The sequence below is a fragment of the Paenibacillus sp. FSL H8-0034 genome, assembly GCF_038000305.1.
Taxonomy (GTDB): domain Bacteria; phylum Bacillota; class Bacilli; order Paenibacillales; family NBRC-103111; genus Paenibacillus_S.
In genome coordinates this window covers 4,765,975-4,792,556 of the sequence record NZ_JBBOBS010000001.1, presented here as the reverse complement: position 1 = coordinate 4,792,556, position 26,582 = coordinate 4,765,975, and the positions used below count along the sequence as shown (strand labels likewise).

General features: G+C 46.5%; 20 protein-coding genes. 16 read left to right on the top strand and 4 right to left on the bottom strand.

Going from position 1 to position 26,582, the window contains the following annotated elements; translation table 11 throughout:
- The first annotated feature begins 16 nt into the window (after window positions 1-16).
- The 11 genes from NST47_RS21575 to NST47_RS21525 all read left to right on the top strand — a co-directional run bounded on the left by NST47_RS21575 (window position 17) and on the right by NST47_RS21525 (window position 13,960).
- Window positions 17-2,551, top strand: coding sequence for a beta-mannosidase (locus NST47_RS21575; RefSeq protein WP_341156976.1), 2,535 nt, complete (start codon window positions 17-19; stop codon window positions 2,549-2,551).
- Window positions 2,552-2,588: 37 nt separating this feature from the next.
- The gene (locus NST47_RS21570; protein ID WP_341156975.1) at window positions 2,589-3,452 is read left to right on the top strand and encodes a 2-hydroxy-3-oxopropionate reductase; all 864 of its coding nucleotides are present in this window, start codon (window positions 2,589-2,591) and stop codon (window positions 3,450-3,452) included.
- 260 nt (window positions 3,453-3,712) lie between these two features.
- Entirely contained in the window at window positions 3,713-5,320 is a 1,608-nt protein-coding gene (locus NST47_RS21565; protein WP_341156974.1) for a response regulator transcription factor, read from the top strand.
- A gap of 155 nt (window positions 5,321-5,475) precedes the next feature.
- Window positions 5,476-6,288, top strand: coding sequence for a TrmB family transcriptional regulator (locus NST47_RS21560; protein WP_341156973.1), 813 nt, complete (start codon window positions 5,476-5,478; stop codon window positions 6,286-6,288).
- 77 nt (window positions 6,289-6,365) lie between these two features.
- Complete coding sequence (locus NST47_RS21555) at window positions 6,366-7,040, top strand: class I SAM-dependent methyltransferase (RefSeq protein WP_341156972.1); 675 nt, start codon at window positions 6,366-6,368, stop codon at window positions 7,038-7,040.
- Window positions 7,041-7,104: 64 nt separating this feature from the next.
- Entirely contained in the window at window positions 7,105-8,682 is a 1,578-nt protein-coding gene (locus tag NST47_RS21550) for an ABC transporter substrate-binding protein (RefSeq protein WP_341156971.1), read from the top strand.
- A 13-nt stretch (window positions 8,683-8,695) separates the two neighbouring features.
- Window positions 8,696-9,628 carry an ABC transporter permease gene (locus NST47_RS21545; RefSeq protein WP_341156970.1) on the top strand — a complete coding sequence of 311 codons (933 nt, stop codon included), beginning with the start codon at window positions 8,696-8,698 and terminating at the stop codon, window positions 9,626-9,628.
- Window positions 9,628-10,491 carry an ABC transporter permease gene (locus tag NST47_RS21540; RefSeq protein ID WP_341156969.1) on the top strand — a complete coding sequence of 288 codons (864 nt, stop codon included), beginning with the start codon at window positions 9,628-9,630 and terminating at the stop codon, window positions 10,489-10,491. Before NST47_RS21545 ends, NST47_RS21540 begins: the two co-directional genes overlap by 1 nt.
- Window positions 10,463-11,323 (top strand): ABC transporter ATP-binding protein, encoded by an 861-nt coding sequence (locus NST47_RS21535; RefSeq protein ID WP_341156968.1) that lies wholly within the window; start codon window positions 10,463-10,465, stop codon window positions 11,321-11,323. Before NST47_RS21540 ends, NST47_RS21535 begins: the two co-directional genes overlap by 29 nt.
- A 43-nt stretch (window positions 11,324-11,366) precedes the next feature.
- Window positions 11,367-12,152: an ATP-binding cassette domain-containing protein gene (locus NST47_RS21530; protein ID WP_341156967.1), complete on the top strand. Its 786-nt coding sequence runs from the start codon at window positions 11,367-11,369 to the stop codon at window positions 12,150-12,152.
- Between the two features lie 272 nt (window positions 12,153-12,424).
- The gene (locus NST47_RS21525; RefSeq protein WP_341156966.1) at window positions 12,425-13,960 is read left to right on the top strand and encodes an MDR family MFS transporter; all 1,536 of its coding nucleotides are present in this window, start codon (window positions 12,425-12,427) and stop codon (window positions 13,958-13,960) included.
- Between the two features lie 171 nt (window positions 13,961-14,131).
- On the opposite strand, the gene NST47_RS21520 is transcribed toward NST47_RS21525, so the two are convergent.
- From NST47_RS21520 to NST47_RS21510, 3 genes are all read right to left on the bottom strand, one after another.
- Window positions 14,132-14,650: an SRPBCC family protein gene (locus NST47_RS21520; protein ID WP_341156965.1), complete on the bottom strand. Its 519-nt coding sequence runs from the start codon at window positions 14,648-14,650 to the stop codon at window positions 14,132-14,134.
- Window positions 14,651-14,706: 56 nt separating this feature from the next.
- Window positions 14,707-15,093 carry a DoxX family protein gene (locus tag NST47_RS21515; RefSeq protein ID WP_341156964.1) on the bottom strand — a complete coding sequence of 129 codons (387 nt, stop codon included), beginning with the start codon at window positions 15,091-15,093 and terminating at the stop codon, window positions 14,707-14,709.
- 161 nt (window positions 15,094-15,254) lie between these two features.
- Window positions 15,255-15,590: an ArsR/SmtB family transcription factor gene (locus tag NST47_RS21510; RefSeq protein ID WP_341159722.1), complete on the bottom strand. Its 336-nt coding sequence runs from the start codon at window positions 15,588-15,590 to the stop codon at window positions 15,255-15,257.
- A 281-nt stretch (window positions 15,591-15,871) separates the two neighbouring features.
- On the opposite strand from NST47_RS21510, the gene NST47_RS21505 reads away from it, so the two are divergent.
- Window positions 15,872-19,741: a glycoside hydrolase family 44 protein gene (locus tag NST47_RS21505; RefSeq protein ID WP_341156963.1), complete on the top strand. Its 3,870-nt coding sequence runs from the start codon at window positions 15,872-15,874 to the stop codon at window positions 19,739-19,741.
- A gap of 143 nt (window positions 19,742-19,884) precedes the next feature.
- On the top strand, window positions 19,885-20,139 hold the full coding sequence (locus tag NST47_RS21500) for a hypothetical protein (RefSeq protein ID WP_341156962.1): 255 nt from the start codon (window positions 19,885-19,887) through the stop codon (window positions 20,137-20,139).
- Between the two features lie 137 nt (window positions 20,140-20,276).
- Here NST47_RS21500 and NST47_RS21495 read toward each other — a convergent pair whose 3' ends face one another.
- The gene (locus NST47_RS21495) at window positions 20,277-21,320 is read right to left on the bottom strand and encodes a hypothetical protein (protein ID WP_341156961.1); all 1,044 of its coding nucleotides are present in this window, start codon (window positions 21,318-21,320) and stop codon (window positions 20,277-20,279) included.
- A 264-nt stretch (window positions 21,321-21,584) separates the two neighbouring features.
- Between NST47_RS21495 and NST47_RS21490 the strand changes: the two genes are divergently transcribed.
- The 3 genes from NST47_RS21490 (at window position 21,585) to NST47_RS21480 (ending at window position 26,573) form a co-directional block, all read left to right on the top strand.
- Window positions 21,585-23,426, top strand: coding sequence for a sensor histidine kinase (locus NST47_RS21490; protein ID WP_341156960.1), 1,842 nt, complete (start codon window positions 21,585-21,587; stop codon window positions 23,424-23,426).
- Window positions 23,404-25,023 (top strand): response regulator, encoded by a 1,620-nt coding sequence (locus NST47_RS21485; RefSeq protein WP_341156959.1) that lies wholly within the window; start codon window positions 23,404-23,406, stop codon window positions 25,021-25,023. The genes NST47_RS21490 and NST47_RS21485 overlap by 23 nt, the downstream gene beginning before the upstream one ends.
- A 167-nt stretch (window positions 25,024-25,190) precedes the next feature.
- Window positions 25,191-26,573, top strand: a complete 1,383-nt coding sequence (locus tag NST47_RS21480) for an ABC transporter substrate-binding protein (protein WP_341156958.1) — start codon at window positions 25,191-25,193, stop codon at window positions 26,571-26,573.
- Window positions 26,574-26,582: the final 9 nt, after the last annotated feature.

Here is a 26,582-nt window from a genome sequence, read left to right as displayed (position 1 = left end):
AGGGAGATCATACGCAATGACCAAGCAGCAATCAGTAGAGCTTAGTGGTGAATGGAAAGTAGCCTCATATCCGAAAAATGAGAGCAGTCAGGATAAATGTCCAGACCTGACGGACCTGGAATGGATAGAAGCCAGTGTACCCGGGGCCGTACATTATGACCTGATGAAAGTAGGTAAACTGACCAACCCGTTTGAAAGCTCAGCAGCAGCCCATGAAGCGGCGTGGGTAGCACAAACGGACTGGATTTACCATAACGAATTTTCTGTGGATAAAGCCAGTACTGCCTCTTCCAGGACCGTACTCCAATTCGCCGGTATCGATACCTATGCGGATATATGGTTAAATGGGAATTTTATTGGAGCCACGGCTAATGCATACAGGGCTTATGAGTTTGAAATTAACAACGAATACTTGCAAGCTGGCGATAATGTCCTGATTGTGCACGTTAAAAATCATTATCGCATGATCGAGCCCAAAGTGGAGGAAGCCAAAAGAATGGGACGCGAGGGTGAAGCCAGCGGTTTATTGGGCAAATCACTGATTCGGCGGTATCAACGGAATTTTTACGCGGGCTCCAGCTTGTTGAATCTGGGTACGGGCGTGCTTGGAATCGGGATCTATAAGCCTGTTCAGATTTTGGTTTACCCCGGGGCTTATATGGAAGGCAGCCACTTTGCGATTCAAAGCTTGTCTGCTGAGCAAGCAAACGTTTCGGTTGCTATAGATATCAACAGAGGCAGGCACGAAGACGTTGAACTGAGAGTGGAAGCGATTATTTGGGAAACGGACGTGAGCAATCCGGCAGCGGTTCAAGCTATGGCAACGAAGGAAAGCAGCATTCAATTGCCACTGAGCATCTCTCAGCCTAAGCTGTGGTGGCCTCATGGCTATGGCAATCCTCATTTATACAATCTGACCCTTCATATTTATGAGGGGGATACCTTGCTTCATTCGATCGAGAAGCGTGTGGGCTTGAAGCAGGTGGAATTGATCCAAAAGCGTGATAATGGCAGAAAAACATTTTTTATCAAAGTGAACGGCAGAAAGGTACATGCGAGAGGCTCCAATCTGATTCCGGTCGATTATATAAAGGTTCATGATACATGGGATGTGTATGACAGACTGTTCAAAATCATCAAAAATGGATATACAAACATGATTCGAATCTGGGGCGGAGGGGCGATGGAGCAGCAGCAATTTTATGACACCTGCGATGAATCAGGCATTATGATCTGGCAGGATTTCTTTCTCCATAGCAATGTTTACCCCGATTACGACTCTGAATTCGTTGAGGAATTTACTCAAGAGTCCATTGAAATTCTTAAACAGATTCGGGACCGTGCAAGTCTGACAATCCTGTGTGGAGGCAATGAGCAGCAGGAGGGCTGGGATGAGTGGAACTGGAAGGTGCATATGGATCAATTTTATGGGGAAAAGCTCATTAAAGAATTGCTGCCTGAAGTGGCTGCTGCCTATTGTCCCGAGATACCTTATGTGAATAATTCACCGCATGGCGGGAAATGGGCTCAATCACCCATTGAAGGTGATATGCACTGCTGGGGGAATTTCTACAATGCCTTCAAGGATCCGCAGTTTGTAACGGAGTCCTGCTGGAACCTGGAAAGCTATTCCAGACCGGAAACTCTTAAGGAATCCATGGGGCTTGATGTAGAGGAATACAACTATATAGGCTGGCACAAAAAGTGGAATGAGGTTACAGGTCTCACGTTGATGAACAGGTTCCCCCACAGTAATTATTTTAGTGTCAATACTTTGAAGGACTACTTGCACTCTTTGGAAATTGAACATGCGCGTGCGGATTATAATGCCTTTTCCGTGCTGCGTTTGCGGAGCAGCTCTTGCAGCGGTATTTTATACTGGTCCCTGAATAAAGGCGGTCCGCTGTTTGGTTTCGGCTGCGTCGATTACAAGGGTTATCCGTTGATGAGCTACTACACAATGAAAAGGCTTTATGCGGATGTAGTCGTTGGCATCTATCGTGATATTGACGATATCAAGGTAGTCGCATCGAACCTGACGAATGACACCATCGAAGGGGAATTAAGGGTACTGCATCTGGATACCGATGGAACGGTAATTAAACAATTTACCCAGCCGGTTTCTATAGCCTCGGACTTCACAGGCCGTATGCTGGATATCGAAGCCTATTACGATAACATCGTAGATAGAACCAAGGAAATATTGCAGGCGCAGCTTGTTGTTGACGGTGAAATTGTATCCGAGGATACCTTGTATTTCTGCCCTTATTCGGAATTTGAGATTGCAGCAAAGCCTATCATGGCTACAATTATCAAGGTGGATCCAGAGAGCTGGACTCTCGAGATTGAAGCTTCATCTGTCTCCAAGATGATTGAAATTGAAGGGAATAAGAAATGGCTGTTCAGCGATAATTATTTCAGCTTAATACCAGGCGTCAAAAGGCAGATTCAAGTTACCCTGCTGGAAAATACGAACGATGAGGAGCCGAGGTTGACCGTATCTTCGTTAGACGACCCAAGCAAACAGCTTATTACTTTACATTTGGGATAAATAGTTCTACAAAAAATGAATGTGCGAGGTAACTCAAGTGAACATTGGATTTATTGGGCTAGGGATTATGGGAAAGCCGATGGCCACAAATTTGTTGAAAGCGGGCTATCCCCTCTACGTGTATAATCGCAGCTCTCAGGCCGTAGATGAACTGAAAGCGCTGGGTGCTACCTCTAAAAGCAGTCCTCGCGAGGTAGCAGAAGCATCCGATATGATCATCACCATGCTGCCCGATTCACCGCAGGTCGAGCAAGTCATTTTTGGGGATAACGGAGTTATAGCTGGTATCAGCAGCGGGAAAATTGTGGTGGATATGAGCTCGATAAATCCGATAGCGGTGAAGCAAATGGCTGCGAAATTGGATGCGGTGGGCGTTTCGATGCTGGATGCGCCGGTTAGCGGCGGCCAACTTGGAGCGATTGAGGGCAAGCTGGCGATTATGGTTGGAGGACCCCAGATCATGTTCGATCAAGTAAAGCCAGTGTTGGAAAAGATGGGTACAACGGTTACCCGGGTCGGCGATATCGGTGCTGGCAACACGGTCAAGCTGATCAATCAGATTATGGTAGCTATCAACATAGCGGGGGTTTCTGAAGCACTTGCTTTTGGCAAAAAAGCAGGAATCGATCCGGCCATCGCCTATGAAGCGATTCGTGGCGGACTGGCAGGAAGCCGAGTTCTGGAGACCAAAATTGAAAATATAAGCAAAGAAAGCTTTAAACCGGGCTTCAGAGTCCAATTGCACGAAAAAGACCTCAACAATGCGATAGCTGTCGAGAAGGAGATCGGTGCCAACCTGAGCTTTACCCATCATATTCTTGATATGTTCAAGAAACTGGATCAATTGGGGTTGGGTACGGAGGATCACAGCGCTTTATACAGGTGGTACAGTAGATTGTAATATTTTCTGACGAGAACTTGAAATTGTCTTATTGAAGCTGGAATCAACATTTAGTAAGCTTATTGGGCTGGCAGGTAGTATACAAGCAACTGCAAAGTACCTGCCGGTCCAGATAAGCTCCACCCCTCAATCACCTCCAACATGTCCCCGAATGTTCGCTTACCGCGTTTATTTCGTCCTCTTATGCAGCTTAATCTTGTTCAGGATATGACTCGTACGGAAGCCCTACGGACTCAGATGAGAGGAGATGAGGCAATACCATGTACAGTGTTGTCATTGTAGATGACGAAAAATGGTTTCGGGAGGGTATCAAAAAGAAGCTGATTAAATATAATTTGGGACTGGAAATCATCGGGGAAGCATCGAACGCAGAGCAAGGTCAGGAGATCGTTTTGCGTTTAAAGCCTGATATTTTACTGTGTGACATTCGCATAGGAGAGGTGGACGGTTCGATGATGGCCCAGGTTATTAGAGATCAGCTGCCCCAGACCCAAATTATTATAGTCAGCGGACATAACGAGTTCGAATACGCCAAAAAAGCGATTCAAATTGGAGTCACGGAATATATTGTGAAGCCGATCGCTGATGATGAATTTTATCAAGTCCTACAATCCACAGTCGGTCTTATACGCGAAGAAAAATTCAATCATCATGTCGTTGCCAAAAGTCAATTGGAAATGGAAATCAATGCGTTGATTGATATGAAAAAAATGCAGTTCCCTTATGAACGATTTTTACGTTCCCATGTTCTGGGGGAAAGCCATTTGATCAGTTTATGCGTGCTTTTATATGATGATCAAAACTACATATTTCCGGGCTCTGCCTCCGATGATGAGAACGACTCCTTGACGCATAGGCTATACGGATTATTTTATGATCAAGATGGACAAGACGTGTTTTGCTTTAAACGCAATACTTATGAATATTATTTCCTGTTCTCATTTCCTGCCAGCATAGATCCTGATTTACGGGACAGCACGATTGATGATTATGCCAAGCGGATTTGTGTTAGTCTACATAATGGCTTCGGGATAGACGTTTCCATCGGTGCAAGCACAGCCCAGACAGACGTTCGTCTAGCTATTCTTGAATCGCATAACGCAATGAAGCATCGTATATTTACCCATCAGCGCCTGATTCGATATGATGATATCTTGAGCAGCTTCCATACATTCAAGCTAACGCCCGAGCTGGAAGAAATGATTAAATATGAAATTAAAAATCACAGTTTAGAATCGTTGAAGTGTATGCTGGAAACGATTTTCCAAGACATTCATAGAAATCCTCCATCGTTTAAAGGCTTTCAAACCTTATTGGTTTCACTGGTACGGATTGCCGAAGAGGTATTGAAGCAACAGATCGAAACGGAGCCGCATACAGTTGTTGTCATCGAAGACAGCCTGGAATGGATCGAGCATGTGTATCTGTGCACTTCACTCGATCACATACGAACCTCTATGATAGAGCTGTTCGAATTTGTAATGAAGCTGTTGGTAAATAAACCGGATAAATTCAAAAGAGAACATATCAGCAGTGCCATTAACTACATTCAACACAATTATCATAACCGTATCACGCTGGAGATTGTCGCCAAAATTATGCATATTAATCCCTGTTATTTAAGCATTTTGTTTAAGGAAGTGACGGGTACCAATTTTCTCGAATACATATCGACAATCCGCATAGATAAAGCCAAAGAGCTGTTAATGGATAGCCGTATGTCCATCCAGTCCATCTCATTGTCGGTCGGCTACAGCAATCAAAGATATTTCAGCCAAACCTTTAAAAAACTCATCGGCTATACACCTTCCGAATACCGTGCCTACTTCCATGAAGGGGGCAATCAAACAGGGAGGGCTGCTAATTAAATGCGCAATCGCCAGAAAATAAGCAATAAACTGAGAGATATGAAGCTACTAGCAGAAATATCCAGATAAACAAGCAAAAATAGGTAAAAATAGACTATGATAAAGATTCTCATTCTCATAGTAGTTAGATATAATACTACCTGTGAGGTGTTGTGATGGATTCCGTTACCGAATTATTGTGCCATTTTGGTTTTAGCAAAAATGAAGCACGGGTGTATGTGGCATTGATGCAGGAAACCTCGGCGACCGGTTATCAAATCAGCAAAAGCACGGGCATATCGCGGGCTGAAGTATACCGGGTCCTGGGCAACCTTGCAGATAAAGGCGCAGTTGTGTGGCAGCAGACGGAACCCGCTTTGTACATGGCGGTTGAGCCGGAATCTTATCTGGATCGTCTTGAATCCCAATTCAATCACAATCTTCAGAAGGTGCGCGAAGAATTGAAGGAGATCAATCGGCAAACAAGCAACGATACGATCGTGTATATCAAGGGATACGATCATATATTGCACAAGGCCAAGGAGATGATCGCTTCCACACGGTACGAGCTATATATCCGCTGCGGTGCGACACTCGCTGCTCTGCTGCAGGATGATTTGAAAAAGCTGTCCGACAAGGGAGTGAAGGTACGAATACTAGCGTATGGCGATTTTTCGATGGAAGGTATCCAAGTCGTGACGCATCCGCTTCGTCATGATGAGGTTCACCGCCATAGAGTATCACAGCTGCTGCTGATCAGCGATATCCGTAAAATGCTGGTAGGTCAGCTGGAGCCTGAGAGTTCAGGCACGGTAATGGGTACATACAGTGAAAGCCCGGAAATTATACATATCATGCGGGAAATGATGCGATCAGGCTTCCATTTGACGATTTTGGCGAACGAAAGCAATGTCCTTTCCCGATTTATGGGGGAACACGAGCTGTTCCAGGAAATCTATAAGGATGGTTCGATCCTGAGGTACGAATAGCCTGTCGACGTGGTCGGCAGCCATTTTTTTGCTTGTACATTGAGAATAATAATCATTATCTTGAAGGAGAGATACTTATGCATGCATCCGAGTTGAACGAAATTGAAGTAAAAAATCTGGTGAAAAAGCATTGGAACGGCCGTGCCGCTGAATTCGACCAGGGGGCGAGCCACGGTTTGTTAAATGAGGAGCAGCATCAGGCATGGGTAGCCGTGTTAAGCCAATTAGCTGGCAGCGAGCCGTTAAAGGTGCTCGATCTGGGCTGCGGTACAGGGTTTCTTTCCTTACTGCTCGCTAATATGGGACATGACGTTACAGGTCTTGATTTTGCCGAGGAAATGCTGCAGCTCGCTCGTGCAAAAGCGGATCAAGCTGGTTTGCCAATCACCTTCCTGTCGGGAGATGCTGAGCATACCGGTCTGCCCGAAGGTGCATATGACCTGATCGTTGCGCGTCACTTGATCTGGACGCTGCCCCATCCTGCCGACGCTGTGGAGGAATGGACACGTTTACTTAAACCACAGGGACGTATCGCTTTGGTGGAAGGGCAGTGGGAGAATCAGGATGTGAAGGAGGAATACGCACAGATTCGCAGCCGGCTTCCGTTTTATGGCGGTCAACCGAGCGAACAGCTTGCTTCGTTTTTTCGCTCTAAAGGTCTGAACGAGGTTGCCATCCAGCCACTGATGGAAGCGGCGCTGTGGGGCGAGATTCCCAAGCATCCACGTTATCTCGTTATTGCCCAGCGCTAGTAACAGTCGCCGGTCCTTGTGACCGGCATAATCCAATCATACATAATCGGGGGAATCAGCAATCATGGTGTTTTCACATAAAAGAAACCGTTGGACCACGGCTTGCATGGCCTTGCTGCTCGTGGTATTGACCGCTTGCACGCAACAGCCTGCGGCCCAACCAGCTACAACAGCCGTACCTCAGCAAAGTGATAAAGGGGCGGTAAGTACAGACAAGACCAAGGATCAGCTCGTTATTGTGCAAACGAATGAAACCAGAGATTTTACAACCATTGACCCTTATCAAAAAGATATTACGCTTCCACGGACTTTGATTTTCGATACGCTGCTGGTCAGAGGTCAGGATGGCAAACTGGCTCCGTCGCTTGCGGAAAGCTATGAGTTCAAAGATAACAACTGGAGAATCAAGGTTAAAAAGGGAATTACGTTCCATAATGGCGATACCCTGAATGCTCAATCGGTCAAGGCGACTATCGATAAACTGATGTCCCCAGAGGTTCCCAAGAGCACATTTAAAACACTGCTCGATGGTGTGACCGGAACGAACATTGTTGACGAGTACACGGTCGATATTATAACTTCCTCGCCTAACTATGCATTGATTAATTTTATGGTTGACCTGCCAATTTTATCGGCTAAACAGCTTGCGAACGGTGACGAATACAAAACACAGCTGGTAGGAACAGGCCCCTATGTATTAAGCGATTGGAAGCGTGGGGAAGTCGCTACGCTGAAGGAAGCTCCGAATTACTGGGGAAAACGCCCGCCGTTCAAGTCCGTCGTTATCAAAAATGTAACGGACGAAGCTACACGTATGGCAGAGCTGCTGAGCGGTAATGCAGATATCGCTTCTGATCTTTCATCTACATCGATCAAACGTGTTCAAGGGCAGTCCGGCTATCAGATTGTATCCGAGCCCGGATTCCGTGTAACCTGGCAAAGCTATTTCTTTAAAGCTCCGTTTGATAATGCCAAGGTCCGTGAAGCTCTTTATTATGGAATCGACAAAGGAACATTGGCCAAAAATATGTACGGCGAATTTGCTTCACCCGCTGTAGCTCCAGTTACTAAAGCAGGCTCCGGCTTCGTAGAAGCGTATCCTTTAAGTGACTACAATCCGGAAAAAGCCAAGTCTTTGCTGGCTGAGTCTGGTGTTGCTACGCCGATATCCGTTAATCTGGATGTCACGCAGCGGGATATCGATACCGCACAGGTGCTTCAGGCGCAGCTGAAAAAGATCGGAATTGAAACGAAAATTAATTTGATAGAAATCGGACCGATGCTGGATCCCAAACGCTACGAGCAAAGCAATGCCGGATCGATTCTGCTATTCTCGGGCTACGATAACCCTGACCGGGAGCTGTATCGGATTCTGGTAGCGGCGTTTAGCCAAAAATCACTTTACAAAACATTCGGCTACCAGCTGGATTCGCAGGTCGAGCAATGGATCAAGGATTATGCCGCTGAACCGGATGAGAAAAAACGATTGGCCTTATCCAAGCAAATTCTCGATAAGTCGAAACAAGGTTCCCCTGTCAACTGGCTGATGTTCCCTCCTAATATTTACGGATTGTCTGGCAATATCGACTGGAAGCCGGATGGAACAGGCAGAATCGATATTCATCAAATCAAGGTGAAATAGGATGCATCAGGGAATGAAAGCGGCCGTACAACGTCTTGTTGTCGGCCTTTCCATCTTGCTTACGGTATCCAGTATTTTATTCTTTGTGTCCAGCGCGATGGGCGATCCCATTCATTCTCTGCTTCCCCATGACGCCACGGAGGCAGAGAAGGATTTGCTGCGCAAAACGCTGGGTCTGGATGCTCCGGCGCTGGTAAGGTTCGGCTTGTATATCCTGAAGACGATAACGCTTCAATTCGGCAATTCCTATAAGCTCGGTGAACCCGTGCTGGATATTGCTCTTCCTTACTTATGGGCAACGATGAAGCTAATCGTTCTCGTGCTGCCTATTGGTATTGTCGGTGGGATCGGTGTCGGCTTTCTCGGCCTCTATTTACCGACTAAGCTGGACAGTCAATTGAATAAAGCACTGCTGATGCTGCACTCGATACCGGGTTTTGTTCCCTGCATCCTGGCTATTGAGCTGTTCAGTGTACATCTAAAGTGGTTTCCTCCCTCGGGAAGTCAGGGAATACAATCGCTGGTGCTGCCGGTGCTGCTGCTTGCGGGTGCAGAAGCCATCAAGATTGGTCTGTTGTTCCGCTCCAAGCTGCAGGAGGTAGCCAAAGAAAAATTTGTTGTAACCGCGAGAGCTAAAAACGTAAGCACCTTCCGCTTTAGTGTTCACTATTTGCTGCGTCCAGCTCTGTCACTCATCTTTTCCTTTGTATCGATACAGGTGGGGGTTCTGCTTAGCAGCACGATCGTTGTAGAAACGATTTTTTCTTATCCGGGCATCGGCAATTTGACGGTGGGAGCTATCGCCAGTCACGATCTCCCACTTATACAGGCATGCTTGGTTTTTACAACGCTTTTGTTTATAGTCTCGCGATTTTTGCTGGATATGCTTCATCCGCTCATTGACCCCAGGGTTAAACAAAATCAGGTGTGGGAGCGAAAAGAATAGTGAACACTTCAAACCGCTACTGGATGATACTGCTATCCGCAGCTGTCGTATTTATCGTATTGTCTCTCATCTATATGCAATGGTTCGCACATGATCCGACCACACCGTTCGAGGGTCCAAAGCTGGACCCGCCCTCGGCCGATTTTTGGCTCGGTACCGATCACCTTGGCAGGGATGTGAGCAGCCGGCTTATATATGCGACCTATCTGACACTTGGTCTGGCGCTGCTCGCGGTACTGCTGGCTATGACGGCAGGTACGCTGCTCGGCATGCTGGCCGGATATAACGTGGTGCCTTTGCTGACACCGCTTATACTGTTTGTCGGGCAAATTTCAATCGTATTTCCGGTTCGTATGCTGCCGCTGCTCATTATTACGATATTTGGCAACGGGCCGCTGGGAATGGTTCTATCGATGGCCTTTTCCATCTGGGGTCAATTTTTTTGGCTTATTCATGACGAAACGAAAGCGCTGCGGGGAAGGGGATTTATTCGGGCAGGCTTTATGCTCGGCAGCAGCAAGTGGGGCATAGTTCGTCTCCATATTTTGCCTCATCTGCTGCCAACCGTCGTGCTGCTATCCACCATCTGCTTCCGTACGGCGATTGGTGTGATCTCTACGTTAAGCTTTCTCGGGATTGGTATCAGTCCGCCGACACCGACATGGGGATCGATGATTGCGGATGGACATCCTTATATTATACAGGCCTGGTGGACAATCGTATTTCCGACATTGGCACTGGCCTGCTCGATATTAATGGTCAATAGCATCGGCAGCAAGCTCGAACAAAGATGGAAGCATGCCGATACATCGAAACTGGAAAGGCGGGAAATCGGTGAGCTCAACACGACAACCTCTATTTGAGATCAGCAGGCTTCATACAGGCATTACGAAGCGCGGAGACGGCATATGTCTGTTACAAGATGTGAGCTTTCATATTGACCATGGAGAAACGGTAGCGGTAGTCGGTGAGAGCGGCTGCGGCAAGAGCACACTGGCATTATCGATTATGGGTTTGCTGGAAGCACCGCTTGGTATTCAATCCGGCTGTATTCGTTTGCAGGAACGGGATCTGCTGCAAATATCCAAGAAGGAAATGAAGCGAGTACGCGGGACCGAGATTGCGATCGTGTTTCAGGACCCGATGAGTGCATTCCATCCTATGATTCCTCTTGGTGCCCAAATGCTGGAATGCTTAAAAACTGGCGACCGAAGGACCCAGATCTCCCGCTGTCTTGATCTGCTTGACCGTGTAGGCCTGCCTGATCCCGTCAAGCAGATGAAAAGCTACTCCTTCGAGCTAAGTGGCGGTATGCTGCAGCGGGTGATGATCGCTATGGCGCTGCTCAATGGACCCAAGCTCCTAATCGCTGATGAACCGACGACTGCCCTCGACGTAACTGTACAGGCAGGCATTTTACGATTGCTAAAGGGCATACAGCAGGAATTTGGTATGGGTATGCTGTTCATCTCTCATGATTTGGGTGTTGTCTCTGAACTGGCGGATCGCATCGTTGTGATGCGCCAAGGCCAGGTCGTCGAGTACGGGGAGGCTTCCCGCCTGTTAGATCATCCGACCCATCCCTATACGCGTCATTTGCTGGAGATGGTGCCCGTATTGGGACGCTCGCTTCCAGCAAAGGTACTGACCTACGATCAGCATATGCTGCAGACTGAGGTCGTTGGGGCTATTTAATTAAGCTGGCGAGGCTGGCGTATACAGAAGGTGGCGGATGCAAATGCTGGCTGCAAAGCATATACACAAACAATATATACAGCGCCGCTGGTTCGGGCCTCCGTCGGTGACCGAAGCGGTTAACAAAGTTACGCTTGAGCTGCGTGCCGGGGAAACAGTCGGGCTGGTTGGAGAAAGCGGAAGCGGTAAAAGCACACTGGCTCGCTGCATGGCCATGCTTGAACCGATAACAGAAGGCAGTCTGACATGGAACGATAAGGATATAACACAAATATCGTTCGAGGAGTCAAGAGAGCTTAGGCGTAACATCCAGCTTATATTTCAGGACCCCATTGATGCCTTGAATCCAAGGCTGACGATCGAACGGATTTTGACGGAGCCGCTCTACCACTTCGCCATCGGCACCTTGCAGGATCGTAGGCATAAAGCGAGACAGGCGATTGAACGTGTCGGCTTGAATAGTGATTACCTCAGCCGCTACCCGACGGAATTAAGTCGTGGGCAATGTCAGCGTGTCAATATTGCCAGAGCGTTAATGATTGACCCGCAAATTCTGATCTGCGACGAGATTATTTCTGCGCTTGATGTTTCCACAGGAGCACAAATCGTCCGCTTGCTGCTCGATTTGCAGCAGCAATTTGGGTATGGATATTTATTCATTTCTCATGATCTGGCCAGGGTCATGCAGGTGAGTCACCGAATTGCCGTCATGTACAAAGGGGAAATCGTGGAAACTCGTGCAAGCAGCGGATTCCATCTCGAGGCGGAGCATCCGTACACGCGCAGCTTGCTGGCTGCGGTACCCAAGCTCCACTCCTCTGCACTGTAGAGCTAGCCTATGACCGAATAGCATACACGACAATGAGACGAATCACGGACCGCCCAAATGGCGGTCTTTTTGCATGTTTAGTGACTTTGCTGGCAAGACTGTGGACAGTGGAAATATTCGCTATAACCAAAGTTACCGTTGCTAACCATTCGCTGTTATGTGAAAGTAGTTAAAGGCTAGAAACTGCGTGCCGTTTATATTCGGTTTAAACAAGTACGATATGCTTCTTGCATAAAGCCTCGGCCATACGGCAGGTGCTCAAATTTTATGAGGTGATTCCTATCGAAACAACGAAAACGAACAACAAAACCTTAATCCTGATCGGACTATTGATCGGGCTGATTTTTGCTGAGCTCGATGAGACGATTGTCTCCACGGCGATGCCGACGATCATCCGCGAACTGCATGGCTTGTCCCTGTATGGCTGGGTCGCAGGTGTCTACATGCTGACACTGACGATGTTTATGCCGATCCTTGGCAAGCTGGCCGATTTGTACGGTCGTAGGCGCATTTATCTGATATGTATCGGTCTGTTTATTGCAGGCTCGATTGTCAGCGGCATGGCATCGTCGATGACGATACTGCTGATCGGCCGAGGCATACAAGGAATCGGGGCCGGCGGCTTGATGCCGCTCGCGCTGGTCATTATCGGCGAGGCCTATCCACTTGAACAACGGGCTAAGATCCAAAGTCTGTTCGGGCCAATGATGATTATTCCGCAGCTATTGGGACCGACTGTGGGTGGTTACATCGTTGGTAATATTGATTGGCACTGGGTATTTCTGATCAATATTCCAATCGGACTGCTCGCAGCGCTTTTTGTAGCCAAGGGCATGCAAGAATCGATTGGCGACGAGAAGCGGTATATCGACTGGGCGGGTGCGTGCACGCTCATATTGGCGCTGCTTTCACTGCTTCTGACACCAGTGCTGATCGATAATCAGGGCTACGCCTGGTCGTCGCCGATCATTATTGGACTGCTGAGCTTGTCGGCGCTGCTGTTCGCACTGTTGGTATGGATCGAAGCCAAAGCCAAGGAGCCGATCATCCCGCTGCATCTATTCCGCAACCGTAATGTCGTCGTGTTATCCATGCTGGTATTTATCCTGATGCTCGGAATTATGGGCGGCATGGCGACATTTCCATTTTTTGCACAGCATGTAATGGGGCTGACGCCAACGGAAGCCGGTTATTTGATGCTGGCATTTATGGCAGGCGCGATCCCGGCAAGCATTGTGAACGGGTTTCTGATCACGCGGGTAGCGTACCGCAGCCTGTTTATCGGTTCATTTTTGCTGCCAATCGCTGGTTTCCTGATGCTGACGCAGATCGGCGTCGCGACAACCTGGCTTTACATCGTCGGTGCATTTTTTATACTTGGCGTCGGACTCGGCGCACTGTTCGGTGGAGACAACCTGATTGTTCAGGAGTCCGTGGATTCCAAAGACAGCGGTATTGCATTATCCACGGTTCAGCTGTTCCAATCGCTTGGCGCAACCATCGGTCTCAGTATTTTTGGCAGCCTGCTGTCCAAACATATTAAAGAAGGAATCGCCGCACTTGACAGCCGGCTTCCTGCTGGTGCGGCAGCTAATATTGAGACGGGCAACTTTCCCGCAGATTTGCCAGCAGCTTTGCTGCACGATATTAAGCAGGTATTCAGTTATGCGTTCCAAAATATGTTCGTGATCTCACTTGTATTTGCAATTGCCGCTTTTATTCTCTGCTGGTTTTTAAAGAAAGAGGTACTGTCTAAGAGAGCCGAAGAGGGGCTGGAAACGGACAGCGGAGCGGGTGCAGGTGGTTAAATCGGAAATAAGTTTTCAGAAAATGCTTGTATTTGGATCTTGCTCTGGATAGCTGTGACAACAATATCCCCTCTTTGAACTTTTATACTTATACCATGACCCTTGCGTCTAATGGTTATAAGAAGTGTTCAAAAGAGGGGATGGTTTTGCAATAGGTTTAAATAAATATCTTTATAGAGTCGCAAGGTAATCATCGAGTTGGCCGAAGGTTCCGGCAAAGCCTTGCTGCATAGATTCATGCATGGAATGGAAAAATTGGATTTCTTCCTCAGTAGCGTTAATTGGGCCTCCCCGCAAGGTTATTGTCGTTGTACCTTCTTCCTCAGTGAACGTGAACACATTATAAATTTCCAGTGGAAAGGTTTGGGTTTGGCTAAAGGGCGCTCGGACAATATTACCTTCCTCATCAGAAAATGAATTGACGAACACAATCCTTTCAGGGGAAACGATTTCGTGATACACAAACTTACCCCACATTTCGTGGCCATCAGCGGCCTTCATACAGTAATGAAATATGCCGCCTGGACGGATATCCGCCTGAGCTACATGGATCGTAAACCCAGTGGGTCCCCACCAATGCTTCAGGTGATCTGCATCGGTCCATACCTTGAATACAAGCTCACGCGGTGCGTTGAAGGTACGGGTAATGACCAAATCGTATTCAGGGTTTGTTGCTTGTTGTTCGGACATGTTAATGCCTCCTGATTTGTGTTTGTATGGAAAGAAGGAATACCAATATGTTAACGTTATTTGGCATGATTCCGTGAAGCTGCCCTTAGTCTTTTGTGATATAGGACATAGGAGCCAATAATGACCAGGTAACCGATCAGGAAAAACACCAATCCGCCTGGAGGGTCACCGACAGCTATTGTTGAGTACATGGCACCTGTCAGATCGATTACAAAACCGGCATAAGCCCATTCCTTAACCCTCGGAAAGCCAGGAACAAGGATCGCTACCACCCCTAATAATTTGGCAACACCCAGGAAGGGCAGAAGATAAGCAGGATATCCCAAATGAGCAAATAGTTCAACTGCATCAGGAGCAGACAAGAGATCCGGAATACCACCGACACCCATTAACGCTAACATCAATACAGTGAAAACCCAGTAAAATATGTTAATTCTTCTCATCGATTATCGGTTCCTCCTTGGCGTTATGTACACAGGAATGCATTCAACACGCGAGTTATGATGAGCTCATGATCTGCTATGGATGTAAGCTACTGCTCGAAACTTGATCTTCTTTCAACATTACATTCTCCTATTACTTAACACTTATACTGTTCCCAGGACTACTGCTTGTCGTCATGATTCACTCCCTTTCTTTGCAGCTCCTGCAAGTAATCATCCAATCGATCGAATTTTTCCTCCCAGATATGACGGTAGGACTCCATCCACGTATCCAACTCCTTAAATGGTTCAGAACGCAGCTTGTAGATTCGCCGATTAGCGACCGCATTTACTCCAACAAGTCCGGCATCACAAAGCACACGGAGATGTTTGGATGTTTGCGGTTGATTAAGGCCGAGTTGATCGGCAACTTCCCCAACGGATAGGGGACCCTTACGTAAAAGTTCAACTATGTGTAATCGATTTGGCTCAGCAAGAGCACTAAAAGTAGAATTCATGCTTTTAATATACTTTATCGGGAATATTCCTGTAAAGGAATGTTTACAATTCATAAACCGTATACGATCGTATAATTACGGCACCGTATTTCCTTATGCTATAGTCTGATAGTCAAAACAATAGAGGTAAAGGGGCGTGAGTGAGCAAATGAGAGGGCAGGGAATGATGATGGCATCATGGCTGCCTGCTCTATGCGATCAAGTCTTCCGTCTCATTTAGCGGGGTTCGATTGCTGCCCAATATTGATTTTATCATCCAATTGATCAAGGAGGACATTTCATTGACTCAACGTTTATACCGAACACCTATGAAGCTGTCGCTATCGATGGCACTGCTGGTTGCCTGGTCGGGCACAGCAGCAGGAATTGGGGGCATGCCGGCAGCCGAGGCAGCGACTGCTCCTGCAAAGCTTATCGTGTACGACGACCAGCTGCGCAATTCTTTCAACGACTACAGCTGGGCAAAGCATTCTTTATCGGAATCGACAACTCGCCATGCTGGAACCAAATCGATTCGGATGATACCGAACAACGACGATGGTCTATACTTGTATAACGATCGCATCCTTCAGGTTTCCGATTATCCGGTTCTTGAGCTATGGTCTAATGGCGGTAAAGGAAACGCACAGAAAATCGAAGTCGTCATGCAAGCGGGTGGGCAGCCTGTCGCCACCCAACAGCTGGATCCAGCTGTGTTCAAGTCCGGTACGTGGCAGAAAACCAGCATTGATCTTAGCAAGCTGAACATGCCAAACGGCCTCTTTGACGGGATTCTCATCCGCGGTACCGTATCTGGTCAACAGCCGGAGGTTTATTTCGATGATCTCGTCTTGAATGGTGGCGGGGTTGTCCAAGAGCAGAAGCTCACAAGCATCTCGATGTCATCTGTTTCACTAAATCTTAAAAAAGGGCAGGAAGGTGCTTTGAGTATTACCGCGACCTATTCCGACGGAAAGACGGCTCCGGTTCCCCAAGGTATTACATGGAGCACTAACGACCCTGCCGTTGTTACCGTCAACGCTGCAGGCAAAGTTGTGGGTCAGAGGGGAGGGGCAGCGCTCGTGACGGCGCAATATGGCGGGTTCTCTGCCACGTCGACAATTACCGTATCCGACGATGTGGTCGTGATGACGGGAATTGAAGCATCGCCATCACATATGGAGCTGAAGCCTAGCGATTCGGGTATGCTCGCCATAACAGCTTCTTATTCCAACGGAACGAAGATTCCACTTGCACAAGGATTGTTATGGAGCTCCTCTAATGAAGGCATCTCCTCCGTAGCGAATGGAAAAGTGACGGCACTTCAGCCTGGCTCCTCCGTCATTACTGCGGTATATGGTTCCTATAGCGCTAATGTGAGCGTTACCGTTACGGATGCTGCTCAGACGCCGGAGGATGACGGGCAGAAGGGCATCAAGATTTACGAAGATGCGCTCAATTCGGCATTTCAGGATTACAGCTGGGCGCCGCACAGCTTGAACGAAGAGTCCAGGGTGCATACAGGTAAAAAGGCTGTTGTTTTCGACCCGAGCCAACGAGGTGGTCTGTATTTCTTCAAGGATAACGGGTCTGTTAACGTGAAAGATTATGATCGGCTCGAATTCTGGATAAACGGCGGCGAAGCGGGTGGACAGCAGCTGGAGCTTGTGTTCAATTCGGGCGGTCAAGCGGCAGGGCAAATTAATATTAGCAGTCTGATCGAAAGTGGACGTATTCCAGCTAACGGATGGGCCAAGGTGCAAATTAATTTACCCGAGTTGAAAATAAAGGATAACCTGTTCGACGGGCTGCTGTTCCGTGGTTTGACTGACGGCGTGCAAAGCAAAGTTTATCTCGACGACATTCGGCTGCTGGAGAAGTACGTAGCACCTCCGACAATGGTAGAGGGTGTTCTGTCGCAATATGGCATGGTATTGGCGCCAGGAGACAGCTCCAAGCTGACGTTTGAAGCGCGTTACTCGAATAGCACGAGCACAGACGTCAGCGACAAGACAACTTGGACCTCGAGTGATCCGAGTATAATCACAGTGAACAAAGGATCGCTCACTGCTGTTGGCAGCGGCCTTGCAAAAATTACAGCGAGCTTCGGCTCAGCAAGTGCATCGATGTACATTCAGGTCGTGTCGAATACGCCAGAGGCCGTCTACACGGACGGAATGGCAGCCGGTTACAGCGACTGGAGCTGGGGCACGCAGAACTTTGGCAACACGCAGCCGACAGCCTCCGGATCGAAATCCATTTCTTTTGTTGCTAAAGGCTATGAAGGCATATGGCTGCATCGTAATACAAAAATCGATTTGACCAACTATTATGGATTGAGGTTAAAGCTGCATGGTGGATCGACAGGTGGGCAGAAGGTGCGTGTCAACCTGATGGATGACCACAACTTCGTCGGTGAATTTGATCTGACGAATGTATTGCCGAACGGCGTACCTGCGAATCAGTGGACGGAAGTAAAGCTGAAATTTGCCGACTTGGGGGTAAGTACCCTCAATCTTGACGGTATTGTCGTTGCGGCGTGGGGTGAACAGAACCAAGGCACCGTCTACATCGACGATATTGAATTGTTGAAAACAACATCGATCGTCAACCTGCCTGCTCCTGAGCTGCCTACGGTCAAAGTGGCTATCGATTCAACGAAGGAGCGCAGAACGCTTAGCCCTGGCATTTTTGGTGTCAACTTTGAGGATTCTCCAACGGAAGGACATTCCACGATGAAATTCCCGATCAAGCGTTGGGGTGGCAATGCGATGACTCGTTATAATTGGGAAATCGATACGACAAATCGGGGTGGTGATTGGTACTTCCTGAACGTTCCCTACGACAATTCGGATGCGTCCAAGCTGCCTAACGGCTCCTTATCCGACCGTTTCATTCAGGATTCGAAGACCGCTGGTACCGAGGTGCTGCTGCAGGTTCCGACGATCGGTTGGACACCGAAGGATCGCAAAATCAGTTGGAGCTATTCAATTGCCAAATACGGTGCACAGCAGAGCAACGAGTGCGACTGGCATGAAGCGTGGTGCCGCCCGGATGCTGGTAATGGCAAGCTCAAGGATGGCAGCTACGTGACCGGCAACAAGCCGGAGGACACATCGAAGAAAGTCGGACCGGATTTCATTGCCAATTGGATTAAACATATTCAAGACCGGTTTGGCCCTTATGTGCATAATTATGCGCTCGACAACGAGCCTATGCTGTGGCCACATTCTCACTGGGATGTACATCCGGCAATGACGACCTACGATGAAATATGGAATTATACGAAAGCCTACGGTGAAGCGATAAAGGTGGCCGATCCAGAGGCTAACATCTTTGGTCCGGTGCCGTGGGGCTGGTGCGAGTATTTCTACTCCGCGAAGGACGGCTGCTCTCCTGGAGCCGATATGCAGGCACACGAAGGCAAGCCATACATGGAATGGCTGCTTGGCAAGGTAGAAGAGTACCGCCAACAGACCGGCAAGCGTTTGATCGATACGCTCGATATTCACTATTATCCAGCAGAGAATAACATCGCATTCTCCAGCGATGAGACGTCGGCCATGACCAAACGCCGCTTTAACTCTCTCAAATCGTTGTATGATCCGAACTTCGTGGACGCGTCCTCCTGGATTCAGGAGCCGGTGAAGCTGATTCCGCGGATGCAAGATATTATTGCACGTAATGCACCGGGTATGAAGCTGTCGATTTCCGAGTACAACTTCGGCGATGGCAGTGGTATTGGCAGCGGCCTGGCACAAGCCGAAGCGCTCGCGTTGTTCGCCCGTGAAGGCGTCGATTACGCCATGCGTTGGGGAGGGTTGCAGGGTAATACGCCACTCGAGGACGCCTTCAAGCTGTTCTTGAATTATGACGGGCAAGGCAGCCGAATCGAAGGCGAAGTCGTCAGTACTGTCAGCTCGAACCTGGATGCAGTCGGAACGTACACGATCGTATCCAGTCAAGGTAAGAAATACGTACTTCTGTTCAACAAGGACACGGCTCCACGTGTTGCGAATGTGCAAGCCGATGTATCGCTGAATGCTTCGGCACAAATTTACCGCTTCGAAGCGCAGAAGCGTTTAGCTCCGGCAGGTACTGTGCAAGGCAGTTCGGAAGGCCTATCGTTAACACTTCCCGCGAAGTCAGCGACGTTGGTTGTGATACCTTAGCATTTACCAATGCATTAAAATACCATAAATCGGAAGCTGCCAACATGTCAACACTGTATGAAATGAAATGTGTGGTGCTACCGTCATTCCTTTGCTTGTAGAGTAGACAAATCGAAAGAGCACAGCTCCGAAGGGAGGAAAACATGCTAATAAACCAGATCAGCAAGCTCATTAAGTCTGCGAATACTATCGGTCGAGGGAAATATAGAGCAGTTGATCCAGGCAATTCGGACAATAATATCCAGAAATTTGTAAGGAGTCTGGAATTGTCCGACGAAGAGATCCTGAATAGATTTCAACTGACTTTAAACGGTAAACAGTTAACAGATGAACAAGCTCGTCATTTTATTGCTATTGTTCGTCAAGAAAAAGGCCGTTATCAGGCAGAGCAGAATTAGAAGAGGGAAGCCAAATGGTTTGTTTCAGACAGGTGCAGCGCTTTGAGAATCGTTCCATGGAAAGTTTAATAATGAGAAAAAAGCCGTGCATTTTCTACGGCTTTTTTCTCATTCATATAAGGAAGCTTGCATACAGGTCAAGACTTTGCGTAATATTCAGCAAGCGCTGTAAATGATTTTTTTATTTCCCAAGGCATGTCTGTATAAGTTGCTCCATATTGATCGGTATAGGTTTTTACCAAGCTGTAACTAGCCGTATCCAGATCGTACAAAGGCTTATCGTTAAACGGATACAGCGGCATGACAAAGGTGAACCAAAAAGCACCGTCTACTCGTTCTTCTGTAAATATATCCAGCAGTTCTCCAAGATAATTGACCTGCTCGTTTTCATCCCGAATGTACGCGCCATTAAGCTGGTTGGGTATTTGATTTCGATCAACGATGGCCCAACCGTATCCGCCTTTGTCTTCAGCACCTTGGTATGTGCAGCAGCCAAACTCTAAGACAACCACGGGTTTTCCGTATTGTAAGTAAGCTCTTAGCTTCTCGCGGTATGTATGTTTGTTAAGCTTCTCACGATAATAATCAATGCCAACAAAATCGAATACATCCCAATTGACATTTTCCCAGGTTCCAGATGCATAGGTAAGCTGCCCTTGAAAATGTTCTTTGACTACAGCCACAGCTTTTTCTAGAAAACTATTTAGACGCTTATGGAAGGAGCCCTTCAGAACGGTACTCTTTAGCAACCGCCACGGTTTCATAAAAGTTTGGATCCGCTCAAAAGCAGTATCCCCATCAACAAGACCCTTCATGAAGAAGGTAAGCTCGCAGCCTGTAACAAAAATAATGTGTGGTGATTGTCGCCGTAAGACTTCCGCGGCTTTAGCGCAATCAGCCAAATAAGACAAAGTTTCTTGTTGATCGGCATCAACGAAAACAGGAGACCACCATACCTCTAGCCCTTGCTGGATGGCGAACTCAGCAGCACAAGTCAGTCTTGCGATATCCTGTCCCGATATTCGGACCGCATTGCAATGCAAATCATGCTTGATAATTTCCATTTCGCGCTGCACAATAGCCGGATCGAATACATCGCGAGACGATGATTGTTGACCTCGAGTGAACGTCCCTACGTCATAATTAACACCTTTACGATTCATCCTCTGGTTGTTGCTCATAGTCAACAGCTCCTTAAATCCCCTTATAGTGAGGTATCCTGTATATAATATCGAATTTTCAGTGTGCCCAGTATCAGCCCAGCTCTTATTGAGCCTGGATAAATAATTTGCCATGCAGACTGTCTTCGGGATAAAATATGAGCATTAGTTGGACAGCGTATCCTGCACCGTCCCAAAAGCAGTATGTGAATATGGAAAAATCGGTAGGTTATTATCGTATCACAGTAAGGATTGGTTAGAAAAGTTTAATGGGGAGTCGATGCCATGAGGCGAATACATTTAAGCATAAAAAATAAATTGATCATTTATTTCCTGATCTCTATTCTTTTGCCGACAACGATCATTTCGATTATTTTTTATACCCGATCTTCTGAAATCATCACAGATAAGATCAACCTATCGATTGTCAAAAACTTAAGCTCTGTGGAATCCATTCTGCTGCAAAAGCTGGATTCGATCAACGATTTTTCCGTATTGATGGCGCTTAATCCTGAGCTGCAGCACATTATAAGCTCACCTCAGCCGGACAATGCAGATGGTATTATTGATGAGATCGTGAAGCTGGACCGAATATTGGATAGTTATTATTTATCAGATTTTTCGGCTTTGACGAAGACAGCGCTTTATCCCAAATTATTTGTAGTAAACCGACCTCAATACAAAAACGTAAACATTACAGATAAAGTTTTTGACATTAGCGCTGTAGAGAATCAAAAATGGTATTCGCAGCTTCCGAATCAGTTGACGATTGTTGGGATCGATCACATCACCATGTTCGGTAAAAAGATTCAAACGATGAAGATAGCCAAGAAATTAGTCGCCCTAAGAGCTGCTGATATGGCACCGTATGCAGCGCTGCTGACTACCGATATCGACGCCAACTTTTTCGTTGACCTGCTGAAAAATTATAAAATTACACCCGGAAGCTCAATTTCATTGCTTAATGCTGATGGAGATGTGCTTCTTAGCAGTGATCTATCCCCTGACGGCGCCCACTCGGTTAAGGATTCGGAAGTGATCCGAAAGCTGGTAAAAGACATGCATGACCAAGCTGAACAATCTCATATGGATCACATAGATGGTAAACCGATGCTCATCTCAACTAATTATATCGTACCCCTGAAGTGGACAATTCTTTCCTTAACCCCGTTGAATGAAGTTAATATTGAACAAAAAAACTTGAACCAAATCATGGTTTTCGTCATTGTGATCTGTATGCTATTTGCTTTACTTACGGCCTTGGTCCTCTCGGGCAACATATCCAAGCCCATACTAGCCTTGGTGAAGTCGATGTCTACCATTGAGCATGGTAATTTTGATATAAAATTAAGATATCGCAAGAAGGATGAGTTCGGTATTTTATTTGAACAATACAAGCAGATGATGGAGAAAATCAAAGATTTGGTCGAAAGATTATATGTGAGCGAGGTGAGCAAGAAGGAAGCGGAACTGCAAGCCAAGGACGCGGAACTGAAGGCCTTACAGGCGCAGATTAATCCGCACTTTCTGTATAATGCCTTGGACTCTATTAATTTATATGCAATGAGATACAATGTTCCTAATATTAGTGATATGGTTAGTTCGTTATCCAACTTCTTCAGGTATGGTCTTAGCAAAGGGAAAAGCATTATCACGCTTAATGATGAGAAGAAGCATGTGGAGAGCTATCTGGAAATTCAAAAAATGCGTTTTGGCGGCAAGCTGAACTATACTTTGGACTTTCCCAACGATATTTTGCAATGTCTGACAGTTAAATTAATTTTACAACCACTGGTTGAGAATTCAATTATACATGGTATTCAAAAGGTGGAGGGTGAGGGCTGGATCCGTTTAAGCGTCGTCAAGCAGGGGGAGAAGCTCCAAATCAGTATTTCCGATAATGGTGCAGGCGCTAATGTGGAAGAGATGCATGAAATGCTGGACTTTGAAAGCCATACGTCCAAATCATTCGGTACGAGAAATGTAAACGAGCGGATTAAACGACTATTTGGGATGAAATATGGTGTGCGTTTTTATATCAATGAGGACGGCGGTTTAACGTCGGTAGTCGAAATTCCAATTTTATGGACAATGGAGGGTTACCATGTTGAGGATGGTATTAGCTGATGATGATTTTATTGTACGAGAAACCTTGAGGGAGGTTATCCCTTGGGAGGAATACGGAATCACGATTGTTGGAGAAGCCGAGCATGGACAGCAAGCCTTTGATCTGTGCAGTGAATTAGCTCCTGATATTTTGTTTACGGATATCAAGATGCCTTTTATGGATGGCTTGGAAGTCGCTATGAATTTGAAGGAGGCAGGCAGCAGAACCAAAATTATTATTATAAGCGGCATCCAGGATTTTAATTATGCCAAAACCGCATTGGAAATTAACGCTGAAGGTTATATTCTCAAGCCGATCAAGATCAATGATATTCGAGAGGTGATCACGAAGGTTGTTAGCAATATCGATATGGAACGTAATATGCACCACAAAATTGAACAACTCAAGCAGCAGCTGAATGGAAATTCCAGACTGATGAAGGAAAAGTTTTTAAGAGATTTGCTGTTAGGCGTTACCTTTAATGGACAGGAGATCCGAGATAAGCTGGATTACTTTCAATTACCGCTGCAAGCTGATACCTGCTTGATGGTGGCCGTTATGCAAATGGACAATTATTTGAAGCAGATTGAAAACAAGAAAGAAGCAGAGAAGCAGCTAATGAGCTTTTCCATTCAAAATATTACAGACGAGATCTTCCGAAATTATGACGCTGGTATCGTTCATTGCTTGAATGAGAACGAGTTTGTGCTAATCTTCAATGAAAAGTCGCAGCACGACGATAAGCATATCCAAATTTGTGAGGAAATGATCCAGTCCTTATTTAAATATTTGAAAATATCAGTCTCTATTGGAACCGGCAATCAGGTGGGAAGCATTGACCGCGTGTACGCTTCTTACAAAAATGCGGTCCATGCTGTTCAGCATAAATTTTATACGGGCTTGCGATCCATCATCCGAATTGAAGATATTACGAATAGGCATGCGAAACGTGAACTCGATTCCATGGATTATACGAACTTGTTCGAGGCCGAGAACCGATTAATCGGTTTTATTATGCTCGGTGATACGAATGGCGGGTTACAGCTGTTGGATACGATTTTTAATGGTTTTCTGAATTCCGATGTGGAGTCCATTAGAGGCTTTTGCATGGAATTAATCAGTGGAACCTACCGAAAAGTATATGAAATGGGTGAGGATTTGGAGCGGATTCTTCCTAATCGTAATCTGGTTCTGTTTAACATATTAAAGGCGGAGCATATCCAGGAAATGAAGCTGCTCATGACCTCGATTTTCGTAGAGGCAGCCAATTATTACACACAGAAGTATAACCAGAAGCATCTGGATCTTGTGAATAAAATCAAAGCTATTATCAAAAGGCAGTATACGCAAAACTTGAGTTTATCGGAAATCGCTGACGAGGTTTTCATGTCGGTTACTTATATTTGCTCGGTTTTCAAAAGAGAAACGGGAGAGACCATCAATGAATATTTGAACCAGGTCAGGATGGAGGAAGCAGGACGTTTATTAAAAACAACCAAAATGAAAATATGGGAAATCGCTGAAGGGCTCGGCTACGATAACCACAATTACTTTAGTACGGCATTTAAGAAATATACGGGATTACAACCTCAGCAATACCGCAATGAGCATAAATAATTAGAGTACCCTTTAAGATATTAGAGTCTTTATCATAAGTTAATGCACTGACTTTAGAGCATCATTCCATTATGATCAATAGTGTAATCACAGCTCATTGTCTAAGCGCTTACACAAGGCTGGATTATCCATAAATAGAATAGGGCGGTGTTAGAATGGGCTTGAACATGAGCAAATGGACAGGCATGGTATTAATGACAGCTATGGGTACGACGTTGCTGGCAGGCTGCAGCTCCACTCCAGAGAAAACTACAGGAGCAGCGGGTGTTACTGGCACGCCAGATAACAAGGTAGTGACGATTCGCTTATGGCACAATGATAAGAGCGAATTTATGAAACGTAAGATGGATGAATTTAACGCTACGATTGGCAAAGAGCAGGGTATCAACCTGGAGTTTCGCGCGATGGGTAATGATTATGCGGATGCGTTGAAGGTTGCGTTGGCTGCAGATCAGGGACCTGAGCTGTATAAGTTCGTGGGTACGGTTAAGGACCCGTTCATCAATGCAGGCTGGATGCTTCCGCTTGAGGATTTTGCCAAAGCTCCTGAATTTCTAAAGGACTATAAAGATATGATTATTCCTGAATATAACACTTACAAAGGGAAAACCTATTCGGTTCCATTCGTAGTGATTACGACCAAAATGCTGTATAACAAGCGGTTATTTGAAAAAGCGGGGATCAAGGAAGTTCCGCAAACCTGGGATGAGGTTGTTTCGGCTGCGAAGAAAATTACAGCTGCAGGTGAAGGTAAGGAATATGGCTTTGGTACACATCTCAAGGATGTAGGCGCGATGGGCGGCAAGTGGTCAAATGCCGTGATGTTCGCTCCCTCTGTTGGACATATGGGATACGACTTCCAGAAGGGTCAATACCGATTTATCGATTTCAAACCGATTCTGGAAAAGATTGTCCAGATGAAGCAGGACAAAAGCATTTTTCCCGGAGCTGAGGGGATGGCGATTGATAATTTACGAGCGCAGTTTGCTGAGGGACGTATTGGTATGATGATGGGCGCGAGCTGGGAAGTTACTAACTTAACTGACGCCTTAAAGCCAAAGGATGATTGGGGCGTAGCGCATGTACCGGTGTTGGACACAGCAAAGCGCTATAAAGAATATGCCCAAATCGGCGATTACCTAGTGTTTGGAGCAGCTGCCAAAAAAAATCCGGAAAAGAGCTTTATCGTTTATGAATATGTACACAGCAAGAAGTTCCAAAGAGATATGCACGAAGAAGGCGTAGATTTTATGGCAAATGCCAAAGCAATCGAAGGAGCCAAAACGCCTGATAAGAAGGGATGGAAGGAATTTTCTGATTTAAGCACCTCCTATTTCACCAAAACACCACCGGATGGAGCGATTAAGCTGGAGGGTGACACGTATCAGAATATTATTGGCAAGATTTTATCAGGCTCTGTAACCGATATCGGCAAAGAACTGGAAGGTCTTGATAAACGATACAACGACGCTTTGACACGGGCGATCAAGGATGGTTTTGATCTCGGTCCATTTAAGGACGGAGCTTGGGACACCACATTGAAACGATGACAGATGTTT

Coding starts and splice junctions, on each gene's coding strand:
- NST47_RS21545 (WP_341156970.1), top strand. CDS start 8,696: ATGAAAGCGGCCGTACAACGTCTTGTTGTCGGCCTTTCCATCTTGCTT.
- NST47_RS21550 (WP_341156971.1), top strand. CDS start 7,105: ATGGTGTTTTCACATAAAAGAAACCGTTGGACCACGGCTTGCATGGCC.
- NST47_RS21520 (WP_341156965.1), bottom strand. CDS start 14,650: ATGTCCGAACAACAAGCAACAAACCCTGAATACGATTTGGTCATTACC.
- NST47_RS21495 (WP_341156961.1), bottom strand. CDS start 21,320: ATGAGCAACAACCAGAGGATGAATCGTAAAGGTGTTAATTATGACGTA.
- NST47_RS21575 (WP_341156976.1), top strand. CDS start 17: ATGACCAAGCAGCAATCAGTAGAGCTTAGTGGTGAATGGAAAGTAGCC.
- NST47_RS21565 (WP_341156974.1), top strand. CDS start 3,713: ATGTACAGTGTTGTCATTGTAGATGACGAAAAATGGTTTCGGGAGGGT.
- NST47_RS21560 (WP_341156973.1), top strand. CDS start 5,476: ATGGATTCCGTTACCGAATTATTGTGCCATTTTGGTTTTAGCAAAAAT.
- NST47_RS21480 (WP_341156958.1), top strand. CDS start 25,191: ATGAGCAAATGGACAGGCATGGTATTAATGACAGCTATGGGTACGACG.
- NST47_RS21515 (WP_341156964.1), bottom strand. CDS start 15,093: ATGAGAAGAATTAACATATTTTACTGGGTTTTCACTGTATTGATGTTA.
- NST47_RS21485 (WP_341156959.1), top strand. CDS start 23,404: ATGTTGAGGATGGTATTAGCTGATGATGATTTTATTGTACGAGAAACC.
- NST47_RS21490 (WP_341156960.1), top strand. CDS start 21,585: ATGAGGCGAATACATTTAAGCATAAAAAATAAATTGATCATTTATTTC.
- NST47_RS21555 (WP_341156972.1), top strand. CDS start 6,366: ATGCATGCATCCGAGTTGAACGAAATTGAAGTAAAAAATCTGGTGAAA.
- NST47_RS21500 (WP_341156962.1), top strand. CDS start 19,885: ATGCTAATAAACCAGATCAGCAAGCTCATTAAGTCTGCGAATACTATC.
- NST47_RS21510 (WP_341159722.1), bottom strand. CDS start 15,590: ATGAATTCTACTTTTAGTGCTCTTGCTGAGCCAAATCGATTACACATA.
- NST47_RS21530 (WP_341156967.1), top strand. CDS start 11,367: ATGCTGGCTGCAAAGCATATACACAAACAATATATACAGCGCCGCTGG.